A 24,087-nucleotide genomic window follows, 5' to 3' on the forward strand; every position below is an offset into this window, starting at 1 on the left:
AGTTTACGGGCGGTCTAGTCCACCCAGACGCCGGGCTTGTTGGTATCCGCCGAGAGCTCGCCGAACTCCAGCTCCTGGGTCGCGGGGTTCGCGGCGTAGGGCAGGACCGCGGCGAAGAGGGAACCGTCCCGGTGTTCCGCGGCCACGTGGATCGCGTCCGAGGCTTCCTCCAGCAGGGTGATGTCACACACGACGGCGGCGGCGCGGAACTCGTCCCGGTGCTGGCGCAGCAGTTCGGTGAGGTCGCTGATCATCGAGTCCGCGTCGAAATCCGCGTCCGTTCCCTCGGCCGCGTCTGCGGGGGTGACGGCAACCAGCCGGACCTCGCCGTCGTTCTCGACCACCAGGGCGAACGGCAGGAACCCGCCGTTGCGCTCGAGTTGCTCCTGCGCGGCGCCGACTCCGGTTCCGAGCAGGTTCTCCAGATCGGTGGCGCTGGCGTCCGGCACGCTGCCGCGCCAGGATCCGGCGGTCTCAGTTGCGGTCCCGGGAGAGTCCGCGGCAGCGGACCCGCTGGCGGACCCGGTGCCGGTCTCCGTGGCGGGGTCCGCCGGCCGTTCCGACACGCTTCTAGCCCCGGACCAGTGCCAGGACGCGGTCGCGGACCCGCTCCATGGTGGCCCGGTCCGTGGCCTCGACGTTCAGGCGGAGGAACGGCTCGGTGTTGGAGGGCCGCAGGTTGAACCAGTAGCTGCCGTCCCTGGCGATGAAGGTGCTGCCGTCCAGGTAGTCCAGATCGACGTCCTCGGTATGGAAGTCGTGCCGGACCCGTTCCACGGCGCCGGCCTTGTCTTCGATTTCCGAGTTGATCTCGCCCGAGGACATGTACGGCTCGTATTCGCGGCCGAGCTCGGACAGCGGGCCGTCCTGTTCGCCGAGGGCGGCCAGGACATGCATGGCAGCGAGCATGCCGGTGTCTGCGTTCCAGAAGTCGCGGAAGTAGAAGTGGGCGGAGTGTTCGCCGCCGAAGACGGCACCCTCTGAGGCCATCACAGCCTTGATGAAGGAGTGGCCCACCCGGGTGCGCACTGCCCGGCCGCCGAGGCGTTCCACCAGCTCGGGGACGGCGCGGGAGGTCAGCAGGTTGTGGATGACGGTGGGGTTGGCCTCGCCGAGCCCCTGCGCGCGGCCGATCTCGCGGCGGGCCACCATGCCGGTGATCGCGGACGGCGAGACGGGTTCGCCCTTTTCGTCAATGACGAAGCAGCGGTCGGCGTCGCCGTCGAACGCCAGTCCAATGTCCGCCCCGTGCTCGACGACGGCGGCCTGCAGGTCGCGCAGGTTCTCCGGTTCCAGCGGGTTGGCGGGGTGGTTCGGGAAGGAGCCGTCGAGCTCGAAGTAGAGCGGGATGATCTCAAGGGGGAGCTTGGGCAGCAGGGCGTCGCCGAGCGCGGCGGGGGTGGTGAGCCCGGCCATGCCGTTGCCGGCGTCTACGACGACCTTCAACGGACGGATGCCGCGGAGGTCCACGAGGCTGCGGAGGTACTCGGAGTAGCCCTTCAGGACGTCGTGCACGCCGATCAGGCCGCGGGCGGGGGCGGCGGGGATGGACCCGGAGTTGAGGTATTCCTCGGCGCGGGCCTGGATTTCCTTGAGCCCGGATTCGGAGGAGATCGGCTCGGCGCCGGCCTTGGCCATCTTGATGCCGTTGTACGCGGCAGGGTTGTGGCTGGCGGTGAAGGTGGCACCGGCTGCGTTGAGCGAGCCGCACGCGTAGTAGAGCTCATCGGTGGAGATGAGGTCGAGCAGCTGGACGTCAGCGCCGCGCCGGGCGGCACCGTTGGCAAAGGCCTTGATGAACTCGGGGGAGGACGGGCGCATGTCGCCACCGACCAGCACCGTTTTACCCTCCAGCTGCAGGACGTCGACGAATGCCGCGCCCACCGCTTCGACGATCTCGGCGGTGATTGATTCGCCGACAATGCCGCGCACGTCGTAGGCCTTGAAGGAGGCCGAGAGGTCAAAAGTCTTTGTCTGGTCCATAGTCACGCGTCTTATCATACGTGGACGGCCGAATCTTACGTGGACGGCCGGGCCGGGCCGTGACGGGGCGGTCGTGTGGCCTTCCCGGCGCCGGACCGCAGGCGGATCTTCTGTGATTGTCCACATAGCGGGGCCCCCGGGCTTCGCGGCTGTCGGAGGGGGCTGGGATACTGAAGCAATGGCCAATAACCAGAACGCTGCAGTCCTTTCCGCTTCCCCTGCCACAACCGGCGGCGCCGTTTCCGCCGCTTCCGCCGGGGCTGCCGGGACCCGCGAGCAGGCCCAGGAAGTGCTGCGCGAGCTGGTCGGGCACCCGGGCGCGGAGTTCCATGACGGCCAGTTCGAGGCCATCGAGGCCCTCGTCGACGGCGGGCGGCGGGCCCTCGTCGTGCAGCGCACCGGCTGGGGAAAGTCGGCGGTGTACTTTGTCTCGTCCCTGCTGCTCCGGCGCCGCGGCGCCGGGCCCACCCTGATCGTCTCCCCGCTGCTGGCCCTCATGCGTGACCAGGTGGCCGCCGCGGCACGGGCCGGGGTCCGGGCCGTGGCCATCAACTCCGCCAACCAGCTGGAATGGGATACCGTCCGGGAACAGCTCGCGGCGGATGAGGTCGATGTCCTGCTGGTCTCGCCCGAGCGGCTCACCAGTCCCTCCTTCCGGGAGAACCAGCTCCCCGAGCTGATCCGCCGCACCGGGCTGCTGGTCATCGATGAGGCCCACTGCATCTCGGACTGGGGCCACGATTTCCGCCCCGACTACCGGCGCATCGCGGACCTGATCACCCAGCTGCCGGAGTCGGTTCCGGTGCTGGCCACCACCGCCACGGCCAACTCCCGGGTGGTCCACGACATCGAGGAGCAGCTGGGCGCCGGCGTGCTGACGATCCGCGGCGCGCTGGGCCGGGAATCGCTGCGGCTCGGCGTGCTGAGACTGCCGGACTCCCGCGACCGGCTCGGCTGGCTGCTCACGCACCTGAAAGACCTGCCCGGCAGTGGAATCATTTACACCCTGACGGTCTCCGCCGCCGAGGACACCGCGCGGCTCCTGGCCGAAGCCGGCCACGAGGTGCTCGCCTACACCGGACGTACCGACCCCGCCGACCGGGAACGCGCCGAGCAGCTTCTGAAGGACAACAAGGTCAAGGCCCTCGTGGCCACGTCCGCCCTCGGCATGGGCTTCGACAAGCCGGATCTCGGGTTCGTCGTGCACCTCGGGGCGCCGTCCTCGCCCGTCGCCTACTACCAGCAGGTCGGCCGCGCCGGCCGTGGGGCCGCCAACGCCGACGTGCTGCTGCTGCCCGGGTCCGAGGACCGGGACATCTGGCAGTACTTTGCCACCGCGTCCATGCCGTCGGAGGCGAAGGCCGGTGCGGTGCTGACCGCCCTCGCCGAAGCGGGGACCGCCGTGTCCACGGTCGCGCTGGAGGCCCGCGTGGATCTGCGCCGGACGCCGCTGGAGCTGCTGTTGAAGGTCCTGGCGGTCGACGGCGCCGTGGAACGGGTCGGCGGCGGCTGGCGTTCCACCGGCCAGCCGTGGACCTACGACGCCGAGCGGTACAGCCGGATCGCGGAGGCCCGGGTGGATGAGCAGGACTCCATGGTCATCTACCAGGACACCGCCGGCTGCCGGATGGAATACATCACCTCGGTCCTCGACGACGAGACCGCCCGCGCCTGCGGCCGCTGCGACAACTGCGCCGGACAGTGGTTCCCGGCGGACATTGCCGCCGCGGCCACCGAAGCCGCGGGGCAGACGCTGAGCCGCGCCGGTGTTCCGCTGGAACCCCGGCTGCAGTGGCCCAGCGGCATGGACCGGCTGGGCGTGCCCGTCAAGGGCAAGATCAAGCCCGAGGAAAGCGTCGCCGCCGGCCGTGCGCTGGCCCGGCTCACGGACCTGGGCTGGGGCGGCGCCCTGCGCGAGGCCTTCGCCGCCGGAACCCCCGACCGTACCGTGGACCCCGGCATGCTGCAGGCATGCGTCCAGGTGCTGCGCGAGTGGGGCTCCGGTGACAACCGCACCCCCGGCTGGAGCGGCGCGGGCCGGCCCGCCGCCATCATCAGCATCCCGTCCCGCGGCAAACCTGCCCTGGTGGACTCGCTGGCCCGGGGCATCTCGGAAATTGGCCGGATCCCTTACCTGGGGCAGCTGCAGCTTGAGCACGGCGGACCGACCGGCGGGCGCGGTGGCAACAGCGCCTACCGGCTTGCCGGGGTCTGGGACCGCCTCGTGGTGGGGCCGGAACTGGAAGCGGCCCTGGCGGGCATCCAGGGCCAGAGCGTGATGCTGATCGACGATCTGGTCGACAGCCGCTGGACCGTGACCGTCGCCGGCCGGACCCTCAGGCTCGCCGGCGCCGGCGCGGTGCTGCCGCTGGTGCTGGGCCAGGCCGGCTGACCGCGGCCAGGTTCAGCCCTGCGGGGCGCGGCTGGAGTCCAGCGGGCCGGACTCCAGCGACCCGGACTCCAGCACTGCCATGGCCGCGTTGTGCCCGCCGATGGCGCTGACGGCACCGCCGCGGCGGGCCCCGGAGCCGCAGAGCAGGAGCTGCGGGTCATCTGTGGCGACGCCCCAGCGCTGCGCCGGAGTGTCCAGCGGTGCGTTGTCCTCGACGAAGGGCCAGTCGAGGCCCCCGTGGAAGATATTGCCCCGCGGCATGCCGACTGCGCGTTCAATGTCCAGGGTGGTTTTGGTTTCGATGCAGGGCTGCCCGTCCGGACCGGCCAGTAGCAGCTCCTCGATGGGTTCGGCAAGGACCGAGTTCAGGGACTTCAGGACCGCGGCCTGCAGTTCCGCCCGGCGCTGGTCGTTGTTCTCGGCTGTGATCAGCCGGTCCGGGACGTGCAGGCCGAACACGGTAAGGGTCTGTGCCCCGGAGGCCTGCAGCTCGGGGGACAGGATGCTGGGGTCCGTAAGGGAATGGCAGTAGATCTCGCAGGGCAGCGGGTCCGGGATGGTTCCGGCCGCGGCGGCGAGGTAGGCGGCGTCGAGCTGCGACCAGGTCTCGTTGATGTGGAAGGTCCCGCCGAAGGCCGCTTCCGGGCTGATCCGCGGGTCCAGCAGCCGGGGGAGCCGTTTCAACAGCAGGTTCACCTTGACCTGGGCGCCTTCCCGGAGATGGTTCGGGTTCTGTGTGGTGTTCGGGGCGGTGCCGGCGGAAGCCCCGGAGCTCCTGAGCCGGTCCAGCACCACCGGGGCCACGTTGGCGAGGACCCAGGCCGCGGTGGCCGTGTACTCTGCTGCACCATGCCGGTAGCTGACCACACCTCCCGGGCGGACGGCGGTGACCTCCGCTGACGTCAGGATGGCCGCCCCGGCCTCACGCGCTGAGCGTTCCAGTTCCCCGGAGACCGCGCCCATCCCGCCCACGGGAACGTCCCAGTCGCCCGTCCCGCCGCCGACCAGATGGTACAGGAAACAGATGTTCTGCTGCAGATCCTCGTCGCCTGCCCGGGCAAAGGTGCCGATCAGGGCGTCGGTCAGCACCACGCCGCGGACCAGGTCGTGCTGGAGCGACCGGGTGATGCTGTCCCCGAGGGGCCGTTCGATCATGTCATCCCACGCCTCCGCGGCTCCGGCCCCGGCCGCGAGAGCCTTGGCCTGGGAGCGGGTCGGCAGTGGTGACGTCATGGTCGGCCAGAGGGCCTCGGTGAGCCGGCGGCAGCCGGCGTAGAACTCGGTGAAGGCGTGGAACTCGCTGGCGGGAGCGCCGACGGCGCCAAAGGAGGCCGCGGTGGCTGCGGCGTCCCCGTTGTCGATCAGCAGGGCACGCCCGCCGTCGTGCGGGGCGGGGGTGTAGGACGAATACCGGCGCCGTGCCAGCCGGATGCGCAGGCCAAGGTCGTCGATGACCTGCTGCGGGAGCAGGCTCACGAGGTAGGAATACCGCGAGAGGCGCGCGTCGACGCCGTCGAACGCGTGGGCTGACACGGCGGCACCGCCGGGGTGTTCCAGCTTCTCCAGCAGCAGGACCTTCCGGCCGGCTTTGGACAGATATGCTGCCGCGGCCAGGCCGTTGTGGCCGCCGCCTACGATGATCGCGTCAAACGCGTTGGTGCTCGACATGGGCTCATCCTGCCATCCGGGCGGGGGAAATGCGTACGGTGTCCGGTACCCGGACGTGGCCGGGTACGCAAAAGGCCCCGGTCCAGGGACCGGGGCCAAACGCGGAGACGGGGGGATTTGAACCCCCGGTGGAGTTGTGCCCCACACTTCATTAGCAGTGAAGCCCATTCGGCCGCTCTGGCACGTCTCCAATTGCTAGTAACTAGCCAACCAAGGATACGCAGAAGCGGCCATGCAGTGCAAAACGAGCAACGCGGGGTCACTTCCGGCCCATGGTTGCCCTGCAAATGGGCGCTACGTGACCCCGCGTTGCTCGTCCGGGGGAGGGGACGGCTCAGGCGCCCCGGCCGGCCAGGGCCCGCCAGAGGAAGTGCTGGCTGCGGCTCTGCAGCGCCGCGGCCTGCCGGTTGTCCGAGGCGCCGGCATGGCCGCCTTCCAGTGACTCGTGGAACCAGACGTTGGCGATGCCCATCGCCTGCATGCGGGCCGCCATCTTGCGCGCCTGGACCGGGCCCACGCGGTCGTCCGAGGTGGCCGTCCAGATGAACGTCTCCGGGTAGTCCACCCCGTCCCTGAGCAAGTGGTACGGGGAGAACGTCTTGATGAAGTCCCACTGTTCGGGAACGTCCGGATCGCCGTATTCGGCAATCCAGGAGTACCCGGCGGACAGCCTGGAGTAGCGGCGCATGTCCAGCAGCGGCACCCCGCAGGAGACGGCACCGAAGAGCTCCGGATACCCCGTGAGCATGTTCCCCACCAGCAGGCCGCCGTTGGATCCGCCAACACAGCCGAGCCGCTCGCGGGAGGTCACGCCGCGGGAGATCAGGTCTGCCGCCACGGCGGCGAAATCCTCGTACGCCCGGTGCCGCTTCTCCTGCAGCGCCGCACGGTGCCACGCGGGGCCGTATTCGCCGCCGCCGCGGATGTTGGCCACCACGTACACGCCGCCGCGGGTGTGCGGGGCATCCCCCTCGTGCCCGGCGGATTCTGTCGTGCGGCGTTCCAGCCAGGCGCGGCCGACCGCGCCGCTGTAGGCAGGGGTCCGGGAGATCTCGAAGCCGCCGTAGCCGGACAGCTGTGTGGGGTTCTGGCCGTCCAGCACGAGGTCCTTGGACGCCACCTGGAAATACGGCACGCGGGTGCCGTCCTTGGACACGGCAAAGTGCTGCTGGACCTCGTAGGCGTCTTCGTTGAAGAACGACGGCGAGGACCGGACTACCTCGTGCGTGCTGTCCACACCGCCCCGGGCGGTGCGCGTGAGGGTGCCGCGGGTGAGGGTGCTCGGCGTGGTGAATCCGGTGGCCACGAGCCAGAAGTCGTTCCCCGCGCCGGGGGCCTCCTCTGCGGCTACCGGCGCGGCGCCGTCGGTGCCGTCATCGTCCGAGTCGTCGGCATTGTCCTCGTCGTCGACGGCGTAGGCGTTGACGTCGTGCAGCGGAGGGCAGGCATCCAGCAGGGTGGAGGCCCACGCGGTGTCCGTCCCGGGCTGCCGCGGATCGAGGACCCGGATCTCCGAAGAGACATCGCGGAGCAGGTTCAGCAGCAGGAAGTCCCGTGTCCAGCTCCAGGACTGCAGGGAGGTGTGCTCATCCGGGGCGAACAGCACGGACAGCTCCCGGCCCCCGGCCAGGAAATCTTCAAAGCCGGCGGCGAGCAGGGATCCTGCCGGGTAGGTCCTCGCGCCGACGGTCCAGTCCTTTTGCGGCCGGAACAGCAGCCAGTCGCGGTGCGAACTGAGGTTGACGTCCACGGGCACGTCGAGCTGCACCCACTGGCCGTCGCGCAGCACCGAGGTGGTCTTCTCGAAGAAGCTGATCAAGTCCACGGCAAAGGTCCGCTCGAACCCCGGGGTGGAGTCGTGCGCCACGAGGGCCATCATGTGGTCCTCGGGGATTTCGAACAGCCGTTCCGCCGAGGCCAGGGATCCGCCGCGGCATAACTTGACGCCGGTCCGGGCGTAGGAGGACGTGGTGGCGGGCAGTCCCTCGGCAGTGGAGGAGACCAGCAGGGTGTCGGCGTCGAGCCAGGAGGCGTTGCCCTTCGCTGTCGGCAGGTCGAAGCCGCCGGCAGCCGGGTCCACGAAGCTGCGGGACCCGACGTCGAATTCGCGGTAGCGGTTCGCGTCGCCGCCGTCGGGCGAGAGCGCCAGCAGCGCCCGCCGGTGCGGTTCGCCGGCGGCGGGGCGCAGGAAATTGGCGCCGTGGAAGACCCACTCCTGCCCTTCCGCCGCGGCCAGTGCGTCCACATCCAGCAGGATGTCCCACTCCGGTGCTCCGCCGCGGTAGCTGTCCCAGCTGGTCCGTCGCCACAGGCCCTTCGGGTTGTCCCGGTCCTTCCAGAAGTTGTAGTACCAGTCGCCGTGCTTGCCCACCATCGCGATCCGGTCGGTGGAGTCCAGCACCTCGAGGATGCTGGACTCCAGGGCGGTGTACTCCGCGTCTTCCAGCAGCTCCTCGGTGCGGGCGTTCTGCTCCCGGACCCAGGCCAGCTGTTCCTCGCCGTAGATCTCCTCGAGCCAGATGTTCTCGTCTACGGGTTCGGGCGCGGTGCCCGCGGCGGTGTCTGCCGGGGCGCCCGCGGCGGGGCGGTCGGACGCGGGCGGGGGAGCAGCTTCAGCGGTGGTCATTTTTCCATCCAAGCAACATCGGCGCGCCGGTGGCAAGTCGAGCCCAAGCCCCGCGGAACCCGTCCCGGGGACGTCAGCCAGGTCCGGGCTGCGTGCTGGTAGCGGATACGCTGGATGCCGTGGGCATATCGCAGAGCATCCGGACGGCAGTGATTGGCGCCGGTCCCCGGGGCATGAGTGCGCTGGAGCGGCTGCTGGCCAACTGGGCGCCGGCCGGACCGGGCGCCACCTTGCACATCGACGTCATCGACCCCTATCCCGCGGGGCCGGGACACATCTGGCAGCCCGGCCAGTCCCGGCTCTTCCTGATGAATACCCAGTCGTTCTATCCCACCGTCATCCCCGAGGACCCCGATCTCGCGCGGCCGCTCGCCGGCCACACCTTCGACCGCTGGCGTGAACTGCAGCAGCAACAGCCGCACCCCTCCCTCACCGCCGACGAACGCGCCGAACTCTCGGGGCTGGGTGCGGCGGACTTCCCCAGCCGGGCCCTGTACGGGCGCTACCTGCGCTTCACCCTGGAAGAGCTGCGGGCCCGCATCCCGGCCGGCGCAGCGGTGGACTTCCATGCCACAACGGCGACGTCCGTCCGCCATGCTGCCGCGCCCCGAGCCGGGGAGGGCGACGACGGCCGCGTGGGGTTCGACGTCGGGCTGGCCGACGGCGGGGTCCTCACCGTCGACTCCGTGGTCCTGGCCCTCGGCCACCTGGAATCGCGGCTCAACCCCGAACAACGCGACCTCCAGGCGGCGGCCGAGGAACTCGGGCTGCTGTACCTGCCGCCGGCGGCTCCGGCCGACGTCGACTGGTCGCGGGTGCCGGCGGTCAAACCGGTGCTGGTGCGCGGCATGGGCCTGAACTTCTTCGATGCGATGGGCCAGCTGACCGAAGGCCGCGGCGGACAGTTCCTGCCCGGCGAAAACGGCAGGCTGAGCTACCTTCCCTCGGGCCGCGAACCGCTCATCATCGCGGCCTCCCGGCGCGGCACCCCCTACCGGGCCAAGGCGACCCTCGCGGGCTACTATCCTGACGCCGTGACGCTGAGGTACTGCACCGAAAGCGCCGTGGCGAAATTCGCGGAGGCGGGAATCCGGCCTGCCTTCGACCATGACCTCTGGCCCCTCCTGCACCGTGACGCACTCTGGGCCTACTACTCGACGCTGGCGCGCTCGCAGCCCGGCGCCATCCGGACGGAACCGGAGGAGTTCCTGAAGGCGCTGGAGGAGGCCCTGCGTCCGCACGCGCACTCCGCCGCGAAATGGGACGACCTGGTGGACTCCGTCCTGGACATCCACGTCCGTCCCGCCCACCGGCTGAACCTGCTGGGACTTGCGGCACCGCTGGCAGGGAGGTCGTTCACCTCCCGCGCGGAACTCGACAACGCCGTCGTCGACTACCTGCTCGACGACGCCCGGCGTTCCGCGCTGGGCGAGGATGATCCGGTGAAGATGACGATCGGTGCCCTGCACCACGGGCGGGCAGTGCTGAAGACCGCCGTCGCGGACGGCGGCATCACCGATGAATCGTGGGTCGCGGGCCTCCGCGGCTGGTTCGAATCCTTCGTGGAAGGTCTGGCCAGCGGTCCGCCGGCGCTGCGGGCCGAACAGCTCGCTGCCCTGGTCGGCGCCGGCGTCGTCCGGTTCGTCGGCCCGGACCCGAAGTTCGGCGTGGACCGCAAAGCGGGGACCTTCACGGCGGTCTCGCCCTGGGTGGGGAACAGTGTGGGAGACGGTCCCGGGGAAGTGGTGCAGGCCGTGGCCATGATCGAGGCGCTGGCGCCGGCCAACAAGGTCACGGTCAACGAGTCACCCCTGCTGGAGCAGATGTTCGCCGAAGGCCTGGTCCGCCCGCGGCTCATGATGACGGTGGAAGGGATGCCGGTGCCGACATCCGGGCTGGACGTGGCGCCACATCCCTACCGGCCGCTGGGCGCGAACGGATCGGTGACCGAGGGCCTGTATGTCCTGGGGCTGCAGCTGTCCGCCGTGCAGTGGGGAACCGCCATCGCGGCAGAGGCCCGGCAGAAGTGCGGACCCGTGTACCGCAGCGGCCAGCGCACCCTGCGGGACGCCGACGAGATTGCCCGGGCCATCCTCGGCCGTTAGACCCCCGAAAAATGGGCATGCCCTCCGGACCTGTGTCCGAAAAATGGGCATGCCCTCCGTCCGGGCTGAGCAGTGGACATATGGGCTATATGTCCACTGCTGCAGCCCGGGGGAGGGCATGCTCACTGGGTCAGGGCCGGGAAACTAGCCCCTCAGGCACTTCTGGTACTGGAGCCAGGTAACCGTGTACTTGATCCAGCCCTTGAAGTCGTACCATTTCGTCGGCGGAACCGGCGCGGTGCACTTTGGCGGGGCCGGAACGCTGGCTGCGACCAGGACACCGGTCTTCACCACGGTTCCGGACTCGGCGGCGGTGAGCACCAGGGTGCCCATGCCGGCCGCGGCGCCGGCGGGAACCTTCACCTCCACCGTGGCGGCACCGGCGGAAACCGGTACCGTGCCCAGGGCGGTGACGGTGCCCTTGGCATCGGTGAACTCGGCGCGCAGCGAGGTGTTCACCGGGCTGCCCAGCGAGGTGAGGTCCAGCTTGGAGACGGCCAGGGTGATGGTCTCCCCGCCCTTGACCTGGGCGGCGGTGGTGTTCACCACGGCGACAGAGCGGCGGGCGAAGTCCGGGGAGACCGGGCTGTGTGCCTGCAGGTACTTGATCCACGCGTCGCGGTCCACGAGTCCGGAGTCCTTGGTGTTGGTGCCGGAGGTGAAGATGCGGAAGTTGTCGCCGCCCGTTGCCAGGAAGTTGAACGTTCCGATCCGGTAGGACTGCGCCGGGTCGATCAGTGCGCCGTTGACCCGGATCGAGGTGATCCGGTCACCGGCGGCGCGGGCGGCGTCGTAGGTGTAATTGACGTTCTTGGACAGACCGAGCTGCTGGTAGGCGCGGCTGGGAACCGTGCCGTCCGGGTTGGTCTGCCACTGCTGTTCCAGGAGCGTCTTGAACTGCGCGCCGGTCAGCGAGGTGGTCCACAGGTTGTTCACGAACGGCAGGACCGCGTTGGCCTCGGCGTAGGTGATGGTCCCGTCCGGCGCGTAGTACAGCTCGTTGCGCAGGCCGCCCGGGTTGACGACGCCGATCTCGGCGCCGCCCAGCTCGGGCGTCTTGAGTGAATCCACCAGGGAATCCGCGACCAGGTTGCCCAGGGTGGACTCGCTGCTGCGGTCATCGCGTGCTGCCGCGGTGGCGCCGGTGGCAGGTGTGAACGCGGTGGTGATATCCGCGCTCACCTTGCCGACCGGCTGGTTGCCGACCACCGCTGCGTCGGCCAGGGCCTTGTCAACGATGGTCTTGACGGCGGCGACCCGCGGGTAAGCGGCCACGAGGTCGGCTGCCGGCTGGTCAGCCGAGGTGGTGCGCTTGACGTTGCCGGCCGTGTAGCCGGTGACCGACTTGGTTTTCGTGTCGATGGTCAGCCGGATCTGGCCGATGAACTCGCCGTAGTTGCCGGTCTGGACGATCGGGCGCGTCTTGCCCTCGACGCCGGGGACCGGGGCATCCCACGCGTACTGCTTGTGGGTGTGGCCGTTGAAGATCGCGGCAACATCCGGGGTGACCCCGGTGACCATCTTGGCGAAGGGGCCGCCGGCGGCGACTTCCTGCTCCAGGGTGGAGCCTTCGGGCGCGCCGGAACCGGCGCCGTCGTGGTTCTCCACGATGATTACGTCGGCCAGGTTGTCCGCCTTGATCTTGGCGGCGGCGCGGTTGATGGCGTCGACGGCGTCGCCGAACTCGAGGTCGGCGATCCCGGCAGGGGTGACCAGCGACGGCGTTTCCTGCGTGACCGTGCCGATCACGGCGACCCTGATGCCGTTCATGTCGAGCACGGTGTATTCCGGCAGGACCGGCTCGGTGGTGCCCTTCTTGTACACGTTGGCACCCAGGTAGGGGAACTTGGCATTGGTCCCGCCGGCGATGACGCGGTCGCGCAGGTCGGCCCAGCCGCCGTCGAACTCGTGGTTGCCCACGGCCGAGGCCCGCAGTTCGAGGGCGTTCAGCACGTCGATGGTGGGCTGGTCCTTGGCAACCGCCGAGGCGAACAGCGAGGCGCCGATGTTGTCGCCGGCGGAGAGGAAGGCCGTGGCGCCGGGCGCAGCCGCGGCCCGCAGCTTCTCGATGGTGCCCGCAAAGAACACGGTGTTCGAGTCGATGCGGCCGTGGAAATCGTTGATGCCCAGGAAGTTCAGCTCAACGCTGGCAGGAGTGGAAGGCAGGTTGAGTCCGACCACCACCGGGTCGTGGTCGCTGGCCCGGAACTGGTCCGGAGCGTAGTAGTCGGTCACGTTGTTGTTGTAGCGGCTGTACTCCAGGGCCACGGACTCCACGGAGTTGATGTTCCAGATGTCGGCGCCGGTGACGATGGAGTTGGCGCCCGGTGAGGCGAGGATGTGGTCCAGGGAGCCCACCAGGCCACCGAAGAGGTAGGAGTGCTTGGCTGAACCGTCGGCGTTCCGGGCCTTGTCGTCCTGGTTGACGTATCCCGCGGCCGTGAAGACGTTGATCGGATCTTCCTTGGCGTAGGCATTGAAGTCGCCGATCAGGAAGACCTTGTCGGTGCCCTTGGCGGTCTGCAGTTCGTTGGAAAACTCGAGGAGGGACCGGGCCTGCGCGGTGCGGGCGAGGTTCGAGGCGCCCTGGCCCTTGTCGGTGTCCTCCGGGGTGGCGGCTGAGCCCTTGGACTTGAAGTGGTTGGCGATCGCGATGAACTTCTTGTCATCGGCGGCGCCGACCGGCTTGAAGACCTGCGCCAGCGGCTTGCGGGCATTCGCGAAAGCGACGGTGTCGTTGTGGATGATGGACTCGCCCACCGGCTCCGCTGCGGACTTCTTGAAGATGAAGGCGGTGCGGATCATGTCCTCGTCGGCCAGCGGGGGTGCGTTGGCGGGAGTGCGGACGTAGTCCCAGATGCCCGGCGTGGCGATGTTCAGGGAATCGACCAGCTTGGCCAGGGCGTCGTCACGGTTCTTGCCGAACTGCGCTGAGTTCTCGATTTCCATGAGGGACACGACGTCGGCGCCGGACTTGGTGATGGCGGCGACGATCTTGTCCTGCTGGCGCTGGAGGTTTTCGGCGTTGGCCGCGCCGCGGGCGTCGCAGCCGCCGCGGACGGTGATCGGGTTGCCGGCGCGGTCGGTGTAGTAGGTGCATCCGGTGAGCTGGTCGCCCGTGGTGGGGAAGTAGTTGAGCACGTTGAACGAGGCGATCTTGAGATTGCCTCCCACGGCCGCCGGAGCCTCCGTGCGGGTGGTCGCGCCGAAGCTGACGGGCTGGACTGCCTCCGCGTTGGCGGGGGTCAGGTGGGTCAGCGGCTGGAACTTCCAGGAGCCGTTGGCGTAGTTGAGCACCACGTTGGTCTTGAAGGTCACCGGTGCGCCCACGCGGACGGGGTCAGCCGTGGTCAGGTAGGGCAGTTCCAGGGCCTTGGTGCCGGCGTCCTTGAGGAAGTTGGTGGTGGCGCCGTCGTCGAGCCTGATGCCGCGGGCGGCGTTGGCGGCGACGGTGGCGGAGTGTTCGGCAGAGCCGTACGGCGCGACGGCGGTGGGCTGCTCCAGCGGTGTGGTGCCTCCGGCCAGGCCGATTTCGCCGTACTGGTTCAGCGAGTAGTTGTCAGTGACCGTAACGGGTCCCTGCGGGGTCAGCAGCATGCCTTCGAGCGCTTCGCGGAAGGCCTCGCCGGCCGGGAGGGCAAAGCCGGTGGCCTTGACCTCGGGGGCTGCCTCGGTGAGCTTTTTCAGGCCCGCCGCGGCGGCAACGCCCACCTGGGTCATGCCGAAGTATTCGCTGACGGTGCCCGTCACCTCGACGTGGTCGCCGATCTGCACGGAACCGGCCGTGGCGGCCGAGAAGACGAAGACGGCATCCGACGCCGTGTGGTTGGCCGGGGTCAAATCTCCGCCGGTGCCGGGGGTCTGGATGTAGTAGCCGGCGAACCCGCCGGTGGGGAAGGTCGCGGTGACCTTGCCGCGGGTGGTGACCGAGGTCCCGGCGAACGGGCTTGCGACGCCGTCGCCCTGGATTTCCGCGATGGTCCTGGCGGCCGGGGGAGTGGCGGGGCCGGGATCGACCGGAGGATCGACCGGGGCGGCTGCACCGTTGGGGGCCTTGGGGGTGATGGTGCCGTTCAGCGTGAAGTCCGCGGAGTTGTTGTTGCTGTCAGCGCCGTTGCTGCGGTTGATGCTCTTGACATCGGTGTTGCTGGCCGGGGCCGGAGCCACCCGGGTTTCGAAGGTGTTCGAGGTCCCGTAGCCGAGCAGATCAGCGACGTTGGCGGACTCGATGACCGAGCCCGGGGCCAGCGGGTTAACGGCCGTCGTCTGCTTCGCCAGCAGGATGGTGCCGGTGGTGCCGCTGGGTGCGAATTTGCTGCCTGCGTCCAGATCAAACGCGGGCACTTCCGGCGCCGTCGACGTCGTGGGATTGTTCCCGGTTGCCTTGATCAGGTAGAAGCTCTTGGCGGCAATACTGCCGGTCAGCGGGACGACGTTTCCGGGAGCGCCGGTACCCGACGCGGAGCGGTACTGGAGGGACCAGCCGTCCAGCGAGACCGGGGCGTCGGAGGTGTTCTGAAGCTCGACGAACTTGTTCTTGAAGGCTGCCCCGGCGCTGCCGCCGCTGAGGTACGCCTCGTTGATGATGACTGGCGAGTTGCCAGCGGCTGCCGGGGAGGGCTCCACGGCGAACGCCGGCACAGCGGCCAGCGGGGCTGCGATGAGCCCCGCCGACAGCGCTGTGCCCAGCGCGGTCTTCCAAGGTATGTGTTTCATCCGCTCTAACTCTCATTAGGTGCCCGGGTGAGGGCTGGGTGGAAGGTGCCCGCGTGATGCCGCGGACCGCCGGTGCTGCTCCTGGTCAAGCAGTTCCCGGCACATCAAAACAGCGGTGAATGAACAGAGGGTGTCCTTCATGTGCATTCGGCGAGACGTCCCCCAGCGGAACGCGTCACAGCCGTCACGGACCACCAACGGTGCGCCCCAGCGACGGAGTTGGTGCTTCATCTGACCTGCGTCAGTTGAAGCTGCCCGGTGCGGAGGCGGCGGGCATGACAAGAATACCGGCCAGTGGCCGCCGTTGAAGCGGCCGGCCGGTATTCCCGCGGCAGTTTTGCGGAAGGATTTCCCGAAGTTTTTGCTCAGCTGTTCCCGAGGTCAGTGGCGGGCTCAGTTGCCCCGAGCCGGGTCACCGGCACCTTGCTGTGTGCTCTCTGCAATGATTTTGAACATCGCCCCGGTGGGGTCAGCGAGCGTGGCAAGCCGCCCGAACGGGGTATCGGCTGGCCCGTCGATCACCGTGGCGCCCAGGGACACGGCCTTTTCGGCTGCGGCGTCCGCGTCCTCCACAGCGAAGTAGACCTGCCAGTGGGACGGGGCCTCTGCGGGGAGATAACCCGAGGCATCCATGATCGCTGCTTTAGCGGCGTCGCCCGCGCCCAGCGTGGTGTAGCGGAAATCAGGAGTGTCACTCATGACCTCGGTTTCCCAGCCAAAAACGTCCTCGTAAAACTTGACGGCGGCGGCATAGTTCTTGGCGTGAAGCTCATGCCACGCCGGCGTTCCGGCTTCGGCAGCGAGTTCGTAGCCCTTCATCCCGCCGGGCTGCCAGATGCCGATGGATGCCCCGGTGGCATCGGCGATCATCGCCATGCTGCCCAGCTCGGGCACGTCCATGGGTTCAAGGTAGACCTGGCCGCCATGCTCCGCCGCGTTCCTGACCGTGGTCCCTGCATCATCCGTGCGCAGGTAAGTGGACCAGACGTCCGGGAGGTTCGCCTGGCTTTCCTGCTTTTGCATCATGCCGGCCACGGGTTTCCCGTCCTTCGCGGCTGTGATGTACCCGCCGTACTTCTCCTGGTCGCCCGTTTCGAAAGTCCAGCCAAACAGCCCGCCATAGAACGCCTTGGCCTTTCCCGTGTCGGCGGTCATCAGGTCGATCCAGCATGGTGCGCCGTTGGTGTGCTCCGGTATTGGCATGGTGGGCTCCTTCTCTGCCCCGCGGCCACGAGTTGTGCTGCAAGGGAAGCGGATTCATGTGGGCCGTGAGGACACACAGAGACTATTCCCGGATGCTGACGGTTTTCAATGGTCCGGTTGATTGGTTCCCGCCGGCCCGGCGCACAAAAATGCCCCCGGTTCCGCCATCAGAGGGGAACCAGGGGCATTGTTTGCGGAAGGTAAGAGATTCGAACTCTTGGTACGGGGTCACCGCACACTGGTTTTCAAGACCAGCTCCATCGGCCGCTCGGACAACCTTCCCTAACGAGTAGTGTTTCATAGGCAGTCGGCAGCAACAAAAAACGCGGTTGCGCTCGCGGACGGCGGCAACTCCTCCGCCTACTCTGGAAGAGGGCGCTTCGGATGTGGTGTGCCGCAGGCGCATCCCTGCAAGAAGCTGCAGCCAGTTGAGTTAGGAATCGGGAGTTCTCCATGAAGGCTGTTTACATTTCGGAGCCGGGCGGACCCGAGGCCCTGGTGGTCCGCGAGGTTCCCTCCCCGGTGCCCGGCGCCGGGGAGGTGCTGATCGACGTCGTCGCCGCGGGTCTCAACCGCGCCGACGTCCAGCAGCGCAAAGGCCACTACCCGCCCCCGCCCGGGGCCTCGGACATTCCGGGGCTTGAAGTCTCGGGCCGGATCGCCGGCTTTGGGCCGGCCGTCGCCAAGCCGTTCTCCGTGGGGGACAAGGTCGTCGCCCTGCTGGCCGGCGGCGGCTACGCCCAGCAGGTGGCCGTTCCGGCCGGGCAGGTACTGAGGGTCCCTGACGGCATCGACCTCGTCACCGCCGCAGCCCTGCCGGAAGTGGCGGCGACGGTCTACTCCAACCTGATCATGACGGCGCAGCTGCAGCCCGGCGAGACCGTCCTCATCCACGGGGCAACCGGGGGCATCGGCACGATGGCCATCCAGCTCGCGAAGGCCTTCGGAGCCGTGGTCGCCACCACCGCGGGCACCGCAGAGAAGGTCAGCACCGCCAAGGCCTTCCTTGGTGCCGACATCGCCATCAACTACGCCGAGGAGGACTTCCCGGAGAGCCTGCGTGCGCAGAACGGAGGCAAGGGCGCGGATGTCATCCTCGACGTCGTCGGGGCCAAGTACCTGACGCAGAACGTGGATGCGCTGGCGGACTACGGGCGGCTGGTGGTCATCGGGCTGCAGGGCGGAGCCAAGGGTGAACTGGACCTGGGCAAGCTGCTGGGCAAGCGTGCTGCGATTATTGCCACGGCGCTGCGCCCCCGGCCCGTGGAGGAGAAGACCGTGATCATGGATGCTGTCCGCGACGCTGTCTGGCCGCTGCTGACCGACGGCCGGATCCGGCCGCTGGTGGCAAAGACCTTCCCGCTGGAGCAGGTCGTTGCCGCGCACCGGTACTTCGACTCCGGCGACCATGTGGGAAAGATCCTGCTGCTCATGTAGATATTCCAGTTCTGGCATATCCCGAAGTTTCCCTGCATTACGAATGACTGTAATGTAATTCCATACGCGGTATACACGCGTCTTGGGGCGCGTGTATGCTGTCGTCCCGCTATCCTCCGGGAGCATCATGTCCATCCGTCACAGCATCCTCGCCCTCCTGCAGGACCGGCCACGCTATGGCTACCAGCTGCGGATCGAATTCGAGGAACGCACCGGATCCTCCTGGCCCCTGAACATCGGGCAGGTCTACACCACCCTTGACCGCCTGGAGCGCGACGGCCTTGTCCGCAAGGACGGTGCCGACGGCGAAGGCCACGTTGTCTACACCATCACCCCCGAGGGGCGCACTGAAGTACGCGCCTGGTTCACCACCCCGGTTCCGCGGACCAACCCTCCCCGGAACGAACTGGCCATCAAGCTCGCCCTCGGGTTGACGCTTCCCGGCGTCGACGTCGGCGCAGCCATCCAGGCCCAGCGCGCCGTGTCGGTCCGGGCCCTGCAGGACTACACCAGGGCCCGGCGCGATACGGCATCCCAGGACCGGTCCGCGGACACCGCCCGGCTGCTGGTGCTGGATTCACTCATCTTCCAGACCGAGGCCGAGGTGCGCTGGCTTGACCTCTGCGAGGCCCGGCTCATGCAGCTGGCCGGTCCGTCCGCCTGACGCCCGCCGGTACGGCGGCTACCCGCGGGTAACACCCGGCGGTAACAACCCGGCCGTTCGTCGCGGCGGCCCAACCGTTCACCGCCTCTGCGGAACCGCTGGCGCAAACCCATACCCAAGAATCGCCGTCGTTGGTAGGGTGCCTTGGGGCACATCTGTCGAGTGGATTGGCCTGGTTGGGGTTTCTCAAGGAGGAGACATGGGCACAATGCCTGATAGCACGCCAAAAAACTTACTCGTCGACGACGGCATAACGCCCGATCCGACGCTGCCGCCCACTGCCGTGGACGAGTCCCTGCGCGAGGCCGAAGAGCGCAAATGGACGCCGGCCAAGATCGCGCTCTGGGTGGCAATCTCCCTGCTGGGCGCCGTGGCATGGTTCATGCTCGCGATTGTCCGCGGTGAAACGGTCAACGCCATCTGGTTCGTGTTCGCAGCAGTGAGTACGTACCTGATCGGCTACCGCTTCTACTCCAAGGTCATCGAGCGCTACCTGCTCAAGCCAAACGACCGCCGGGCCACCCCCGCAGAGTACAAGGCCGACGGCAAGGACTACGTCCGGACGGACCGCAACGTCCTGTTCGGCCACCACTTCGCCGCCATCGCCGGCGCCGGCCCCCTCGTAGGCCCGATCCTCGCGGCCCAGATGGGCTACCTCCCGGGCACCATCTGGATCATCATCGGCGTGGTGTTCGCCGGAGCAGTCCAGGACTACGTCGTGATGTTCTTCTCCATGCGCCGCGGCGGACGCTCCCTGGGCCAGATGGCCCGCGAGGAGCTCGGCGTCATCGGCGGTACCGCCGCGCTGATCGCCACCCTGCTGATCATGGTGATCATCGTCGCCATCCTGGCCCTCGTCGTCGTCAACGCCCTGGCCGAGAGCCCGTGGGGGGTCTTCTCCGTCGGCATGACCATCCCGATCGCCCTCTTCATGGGCGTCTACCTGCGCTTCATCCGCCCCGGCAAGATCATGGAAGTCTCGCTGATCGGCTTCGTGCTGCTCATGGCCGCCATCATCGGCGGCGGCGTCGTTGCCGCGACCGAATGGGGCGACACACTCTTCACACTGGACAAGGTCACCCTCGCCTGGGCCCTCATCATCTACGGCTTCATCGCCGCGATCCTGCCGGTCTGGCTCCTCCTGGCGCCGCGTGACTACCTGTCCACCTTTATGAAGATCGGTGTCATCGTGATGCTGGCCTTGGCCGTCATCGTGGTCCGCCCGGAAATCTCCGTCCCGGCCTTCAGTGAATTCGCCAGCCGCGACAACGGTCCCGTCTTCCCGGGCGCCCTGTTCCCGTTCCTCTTCGTCACCATCGCCTGCGGTGCGCTCTCGGGGTTCCACGCCCTGATCGCCTCCGGCACCACGCCGAAGCTGATCGAAAAGGAACGCCAGACTCGCTACATCGGGTACGGCGGCATGCTGATGGAGTCCTTCGTGGCCATCATGGCCCTCGTCGCAGCGATCTCCATTGACCGCGGGCTCTACTTCGCGATGAACTCCCCGGCAGCCCTCACCGGCGGCACCGTGGAAACCGCGGCCGCCTGGGTCAACAGTCTGGGACTGTCCGGCGTGAACATCAGCCCCAACATGCTCGCCGAGACGGCCGCCAACGTCGGCGAGGAAAGCATCGTCTCCCGCACCGGCGGCGCCCCGACGCTGGCCGTGGGCCTTGCCCACATCATGCAGCAGTTCATCGGCGGCACCGCCATGATGAGCTTCTGGTACCACTTCGCCATTATGTTTGAGGCGCTGTTCATCCTCACCGCGGTCGACGCCGGCACGCGCGTTGCCCGGTTCATGCTGCAGGACTCGATCGGCAACTTCATTCCGAAGTTCAAGGAGCACTCCTGGCGTCCCGGTGCCTGGCTCGCCACCGCCGTTATGGTCGGCGCCTGGGGCGCCGTGCTGCTGATGGGCGTTACGGACCCGCTGGGCGGCATCAATACGCTCTTCCCGCTGTTCGGCATCGCCAACCAGCTGCTGGCCGCCATCGCGTTGTCCGTCTGCCTCGCGATCGCTGCGAAAAAGGGCTCCTTCAAGTTCATTTGGATCGTGGCGCTCCCGCTGGCCTTCGCAGCCGTCGTGACCATCACGGCCAGCTACCAGAAGATCTTCTCTTCGACGCCGGCAGTTGGCTACTTCGCCAACAACGCCGCGTTCTCCAAGGCACTCGAGGAGGGCAAGACCTCCTTCGGCACGGCCAAGACCGTCGCGGCCATGGAAGCCGTGGTCCGCAACACCGCGATCCAGGGCTGGCTCTCGGTCATCTTCGTGGTGCTCAGCATCATCGTCATCACGACGGCGCTGATTGCCACGTCCAAGGCGTTCCGCAACGCCAAGGCCGGCCTGCCCACCACCAGCAACGAGGATCCGGCGCTGCCGTCCAGGGTCTTCGCCCCGGCCGGTCCGGCTCCCACGGAGTCCGAGCGGGAGCTCATGGCCCGGTGGAACCAACTGCCGGCGGACAAACGGGTCGAGAAGGCCGCCCACCATTAATGCGGAGGCACAGATGAACGCTGTAGTTGCAGGCTTTCGGGGATTCACCCGGTACCTGGGCGGTGTCATGGGCGCGGACGCGTACACGAAGTACCTGGCACACCATGCCGAAGCCGGCCATGGCTCCCAGCCGATGACCGAGCGGGAGTTCTGGCGGGACCAGACGGACCGGCAGGACGCCAACCCGCAGGGCCGGTGCTGCTGACCGGTTCCGGCTGATCGGCGTTGCCTCCTGAGGGCGCCGCGGGGCACATTCGTGCCCGGCGGCGCCCTCAGCTGTTTGGTGCGCCGTCTGGTGCGCTGTTTGGTGCGCCTTGGGGTGTGGCCCTGCGGCTGGCCCGCGCCGCGGCAGCAGGCTCATGAGAGTATGAAGCCATGAGCGATCCACACGACACTCAGCCCCGCGGCGGGTCCCCCCTTGAGGGCGCCGCCCTGGACCCCCGGCCAGCCGGCGGCGACGGAAAGGCGGCCAGGGACCACCCTCCAGAGCCCGGACAGTCCGGACAGCCAGGGGGACCGCGGGGGCAGGGACAAGCTGTCGCGCCTCCGGCGCCGGCCGGGGCACGCCCCAAGTCCAGCCAGCTCCAGGACCTGGTTGACGAACCCGCGAAGGTGATGCGGATCGGCACCATGATGAAGCAGCTCCTGGACGAAGTGAAGTCCGCCCCTCTCGACGACGCGGCGCGGGTCCGGCTGGCAGAGATCCATGAACGTTCCATCAAGGAACTGGAAGACGGCCTCGCGCCGGAACTGGCCGAGGAGCTGGAACGGATCACCCTTCCCTTCCCCGAGGACGGAACCCCCTCGGACGCGGAACTGCGGATAGCCCAGGCCCAGCTGGTCGGCTGGCTGGAGGGCCTCTTCCACGGCATCCAGACCGCCCTTGCAGCCCAGCATGCCGCGCGGGAACACGCCGTGGCGCAGGCTCAGCTCCGCCAGCTGCCGCCCGGAACTGTGATTGCGCCCGGTGTGGTGATCGGCAAAAACGGGGAGCCCCAGCGCGCGGCGGAAGCCAGTCCAGGAGCGGATCACTCGCAGCCTGCCGTCCCAGCGGCCCCGGACCACGGTCCCGGACAGTACCTGTAAGGCACCTTTGGGATTCTTCAGCGCCGCCCGGCAGGGGCGGAAAGACGACGCCGAACTCGGCAAAGGCCTCTGGCGCCGCGCCCATGACCGCTTCACCCGCGGCCTCGACCGCTATCACCAAATCCTCGCGGGGGTGGAGGACGATGCCCTCTATGCCGATCTCCTGGAGATCGCCAACGAACTCACGGCGCTCTCCGGGCGGGTCCGGCAGATCTGCGTGGAGGCGCAGCGGCGTTCGCCCAGCGAAGGACTCGACATTCCCGGAAGCCTGGGCGGAGTCCACCGGGCTTTGTCCACGGCCGGCAACTCGCTGGCCACCACGGCCGAAGCGGCCGCGATGCTCCGGCTTGCCGTCGGCTCCGTCCCGGCCGGTGCAGAGTCGGTCCGGCGCCGCGCCGAATCGGTGCTGGAACAGGTCAACGACGCCGAACGCCGGCTTGCAGAGGCGGCCGGCACTGACTGAGGCGTCGAAAACTGGCCCTTGCCAGGCCGGAATTCCCGGTTAAGCGCCTAGCTTAGCCGCGCCCTTTACGCTGGCGGTATCGCGGGGACGTTGGCAGGATAGCTGGATGACTTTTTCACCGGTACTGACTTTCAATGACGGCAACACCATTCCCCAGCTTGGCTACGGAGTGTGGCAGGTTGAAGACGACGTCGCCGAGAAGGTGGTTGTCCAGGCCTTCGAGGCAGGCTTCCGCCACATCGACACCGCCAAGATCTATGGCAATGAGGCAGGGGTGGGCCGGGCGATCGCGCGCTCGGGCCTCAAGCCCGAGGAAATCTTCATCACCACCAAGGTGTGGAACGCCGACCAGGGATATGAATCCACTCTGAAGGCCTTCGAGGAATCCATGGAGCGCCTGGGCCTGGAGACGCTGGACATGTACCTGATCCACTGGATGCAGCCCAAGCAGGACAAGTACGTTGACACCTGGAAGGCTCTCATCGAGCTGCAGAAGCAGGGCCGCGTCAAGACGATCGGCGTCTCCAACTTCACCAAGGAAGGCCTGCAGCGCCTGATCGACGAGACCGGCGTCGTGCCGGCCATCAACCAGGTCGAACTGCACCCCTTCTTCAACCAGGCCAAGCTGCGTGAATTCAACGCCTCCAAGGGCATCCTCACCCAGGCATGGTCGCCGCTGGGTCAGGGCGGCGAACTGCTGGAGAGCGCGGTCATAGGCCAGATCGCGGCCAAGCATGACGCCACTCCGGCGCAGGTTGTCATCGCATGGCACCTGGCCATCGGCAACGTTGTTATCCCCAAGTCCGTGACCGAATCCCGCATCCGCGAGAACTATGCCGCGCTGAATGTCAGCCTGGACGAGACCGATGTGCAGGCCATCAACGGCATGGACAACTCGGCCGAGGGCGCGGGCCGCATCGGCCCGGACCCGGCAGTCTCCGACTTCGCCTAGGCCACCCCGGCCGCACAGCCGGCCGGCGCCCCGACCAGCGCTGGGGGCCTTCACCCGTACCGGGTGGGGGCCCTTTCCGCTGCCCGGCGACCTGCGGATCCCGCCTAGGCGGCCTTCCGGCCTTCCTGAACCGGCACCGCGTCAATAATGACCCAGCCGTGCTCGTCGGCCACCCGGCGGCTGGCGAAGCGTTCGGCGTCGGAAACGTCGTCGAAGGTCTCGGCTCGGATGCGGCCGCAGTCCGTGTCCAGGTACGTGACTTCAAAGTACTGGTTGGTTTCCATGCCTTAAG

The 24,087-nt window shown here is 68.1% G+C and carries 16 protein-coding genes and 2 tRNA genes; 9 read left to right on the plus strand and 9 right to left on the minus strand.

Annotation, left to right across the window (positions count from 1 at the left end; genetic code table 11):
• Window positions 1-14: 14 nt before the first annotated feature.
• The gene (locus ACZYX4_RS10330; protein ID WP_463875579.1) at window positions 15-449 is read right to left on the minus strand and encodes a hypothetical protein; all 435 of its coding nucleotides are present in this window, start codon (window positions 447-449) and stop codon (window positions 15-17) included.
• A 121-nt stretch (window positions 450-570) separates the two neighbouring features.
• Window positions 571-1,989: a phosphomannomutase/phosphoglucomutase gene (locus tag ACZYX4_RS10335; RefSeq protein ID WP_463875523.1), complete on the minus strand. Its 1,419-nt coding sequence runs from the start codon at window positions 1,987-1,989 to the stop codon at window positions 571-573.
• A 172-nt stretch (window positions 1,990-2,161) separates the two neighbouring features.
• Here ACZYX4_RS10335 and ACZYX4_RS10340 point away from each other — a divergent pair, with 172 nt between their 5' ends.
• Window positions 2,162-4,375, plus strand: coding sequence for a RecQ family ATP-dependent DNA helicase (locus ACZYX4_RS10340; RefSeq protein WP_463875525.1), 2,214 nt, complete (start codon window positions 2,162-2,164; stop codon window positions 4,373-4,375).
• 12 nt (window positions 4,376-4,387) lie between these two features.
• Here ACZYX4_RS10340 and ACZYX4_RS10345 read toward each other — a convergent pair whose 3' ends face one another.
• The 3 genes from ACZYX4_RS10345 to ACZYX4_RS10355 form a co-directional block, all read right to left on the minus strand.
• Window positions 4,388-6,043 (minus strand): phytoene desaturase family protein, encoded by a 1,656-nt coding sequence (locus ACZYX4_RS10345; RefSeq protein ID WP_463875527.1) that lies wholly within the window; start codon window positions 6,041-6,043, stop codon window positions 4,388-4,390.
• Between the two features lie 102 nt (window positions 6,044-6,145).
• Window positions 6,146-6,233, minus strand: a tRNA-Ser gene (locus ACZYX4_RS10350).
• A gap of 144 nt (window positions 6,234-6,377) precedes the next feature.
• The gene (locus ACZYX4_RS10355) at window positions 6,378-8,669 is read right to left on the minus strand and encodes a prolyl oligopeptidase family serine peptidase (protein WP_463875529.1); all 2,292 of its coding nucleotides are present in this window, start codon (window positions 8,667-8,669) and stop codon (window positions 6,378-6,380) included.
• 119 nt (window positions 8,670-8,788) lie between these two features.
• Between ACZYX4_RS10355 and ACZYX4_RS10360 the strand changes: the two genes are divergently transcribed.
• Window positions 8,789-10,774: an FAD/NAD(P)-binding protein gene (locus ACZYX4_RS10360; RefSeq protein ID WP_463875531.1), complete on the plus strand. Its 1,986-nt coding sequence runs from the start codon at window positions 8,789-8,791 to the stop codon at window positions 10,772-10,774.
• A gap of 144 nt (window positions 10,775-10,918) precedes the next feature.
• Here ACZYX4_RS10360 and ACZYX4_RS10365 read toward each other — a convergent pair whose 3' ends face one another.
• The 3 genes from ACZYX4_RS10365 to ACZYX4_RS10375 form a co-directional block, all read right to left on the minus strand.
• Complete coding sequence (locus tag ACZYX4_RS10365) at window positions 10,919-15,490, minus strand: ExeM/NucH family extracellular endonuclease (RefSeq protein ID WP_463875533.1); 4,572 nt, start codon at window positions 15,488-15,490, stop codon at window positions 10,919-10,921.
• Window positions 15,491-15,883: 393 nt separating this feature from the next.
• The gene (locus ACZYX4_RS10370; protein ID WP_463875535.1) at window positions 15,884-16,693 is read right to left on the minus strand and encodes a VOC family protein; all 810 of its coding nucleotides are present in this window, start codon (window positions 16,691-16,693) and stop codon (window positions 15,884-15,886) included.
• A gap of 194 nt (window positions 16,694-16,887) precedes the next feature.
• A tRNA-Ser gene (locus ACZYX4_RS10375) sits at window positions 16,888-16,975 on the minus strand.
• Window positions 16,976-17,146: 171 nt separating this feature from the next.
• Here ACZYX4_RS10375 and ACZYX4_RS10380 point away from each other — a divergent pair.
• From ACZYX4_RS10380 to ACZYX4_RS10410, 7 genes are all read left to right on the plus strand, one after another.
• Window positions 17,147-18,130 carry an NAD(P)H-quinone oxidoreductase gene (locus tag ACZYX4_RS10380; protein WP_463875537.1) on the plus strand — a complete coding sequence of 328 codons (984 nt, stop codon included), beginning with the start codon at window positions 17,147-17,149 and terminating at the stop codon, window positions 18,128-18,130.
• Between the two features lie 127 nt (window positions 18,131-18,257).
• On the plus strand, window positions 18,258-18,794 hold the full coding sequence (locus ACZYX4_RS10385; protein ID WP_463875539.1) for a PadR family transcriptional regulator: 537 nt from the start codon (window positions 18,258-18,260) through the stop codon (window positions 18,792-18,794).
• Window positions 18,795-18,993: 199 nt separating this feature from the next.
• Window positions 18,994-21,294, plus strand: a complete 2,301-nt coding sequence (locus ACZYX4_RS10390) for a carbon starvation CstA family protein (protein WP_463875541.1) — start codon at window positions 18,994-18,996, stop codon at window positions 21,292-21,294.
• A 13-nt stretch (window positions 21,295-21,307) separates the two neighbouring features.
• Window positions 21,308-21,499 (plus strand): YbdD/YjiX family protein, encoded by a 192-nt coding sequence (locus ACZYX4_RS10395; RefSeq protein ID WP_463875543.1) that lies wholly within the window; start codon window positions 21,308-21,310, stop codon window positions 21,497-21,499.
• Window positions 21,500-21,669: 170 nt separating this feature from the next.
• A complete protein-coding gene (locus tag ACZYX4_RS10400) occupies window positions 21,670-22,380 on the plus strand; it encodes a bacterial proteasome activator family protein (protein ID WP_463875545.1) in 711 nt (236 codons plus the stop codon).
• A gap of 7 nt (window positions 22,381-22,387) precedes the next feature.
• A complete protein-coding gene (locus ACZYX4_RS10405; protein WP_463875547.1) occupies window positions 22,388-22,843 on the plus strand; it encodes a hypothetical protein in 456 nt (151 codons plus the stop codon).
• A gap of 106 nt (window positions 22,844-22,949) precedes the next feature.
• The gene (locus ACZYX4_RS10410) at window positions 22,950-23,795 is read left to right on the plus strand and encodes an aldo/keto reductase (protein WP_463875549.1); all 846 of its coding nucleotides are present in this window, start codon (window positions 22,950-22,952) and stop codon (window positions 23,793-23,795) included.
• Between the two features lie 104 nt (window positions 23,796-23,899).
• Here the strand turns inward: ACZYX4_RS10410 and ACZYX4_RS10415 are convergent, their stop codons facing one another.
• Complete coding sequence (locus ACZYX4_RS10415; protein WP_463875551.1) at window positions 23,900-24,079, minus strand: hypothetical protein; 180 nt, start codon at window positions 24,077-24,079, stop codon at window positions 23,900-23,902.
• Window positions 24,080-24,087 lie beyond the last annotated feature (8 nt).

Source organism: Pseudarthrobacter leeuwenhoeki, from assembly GCF_055412885.1.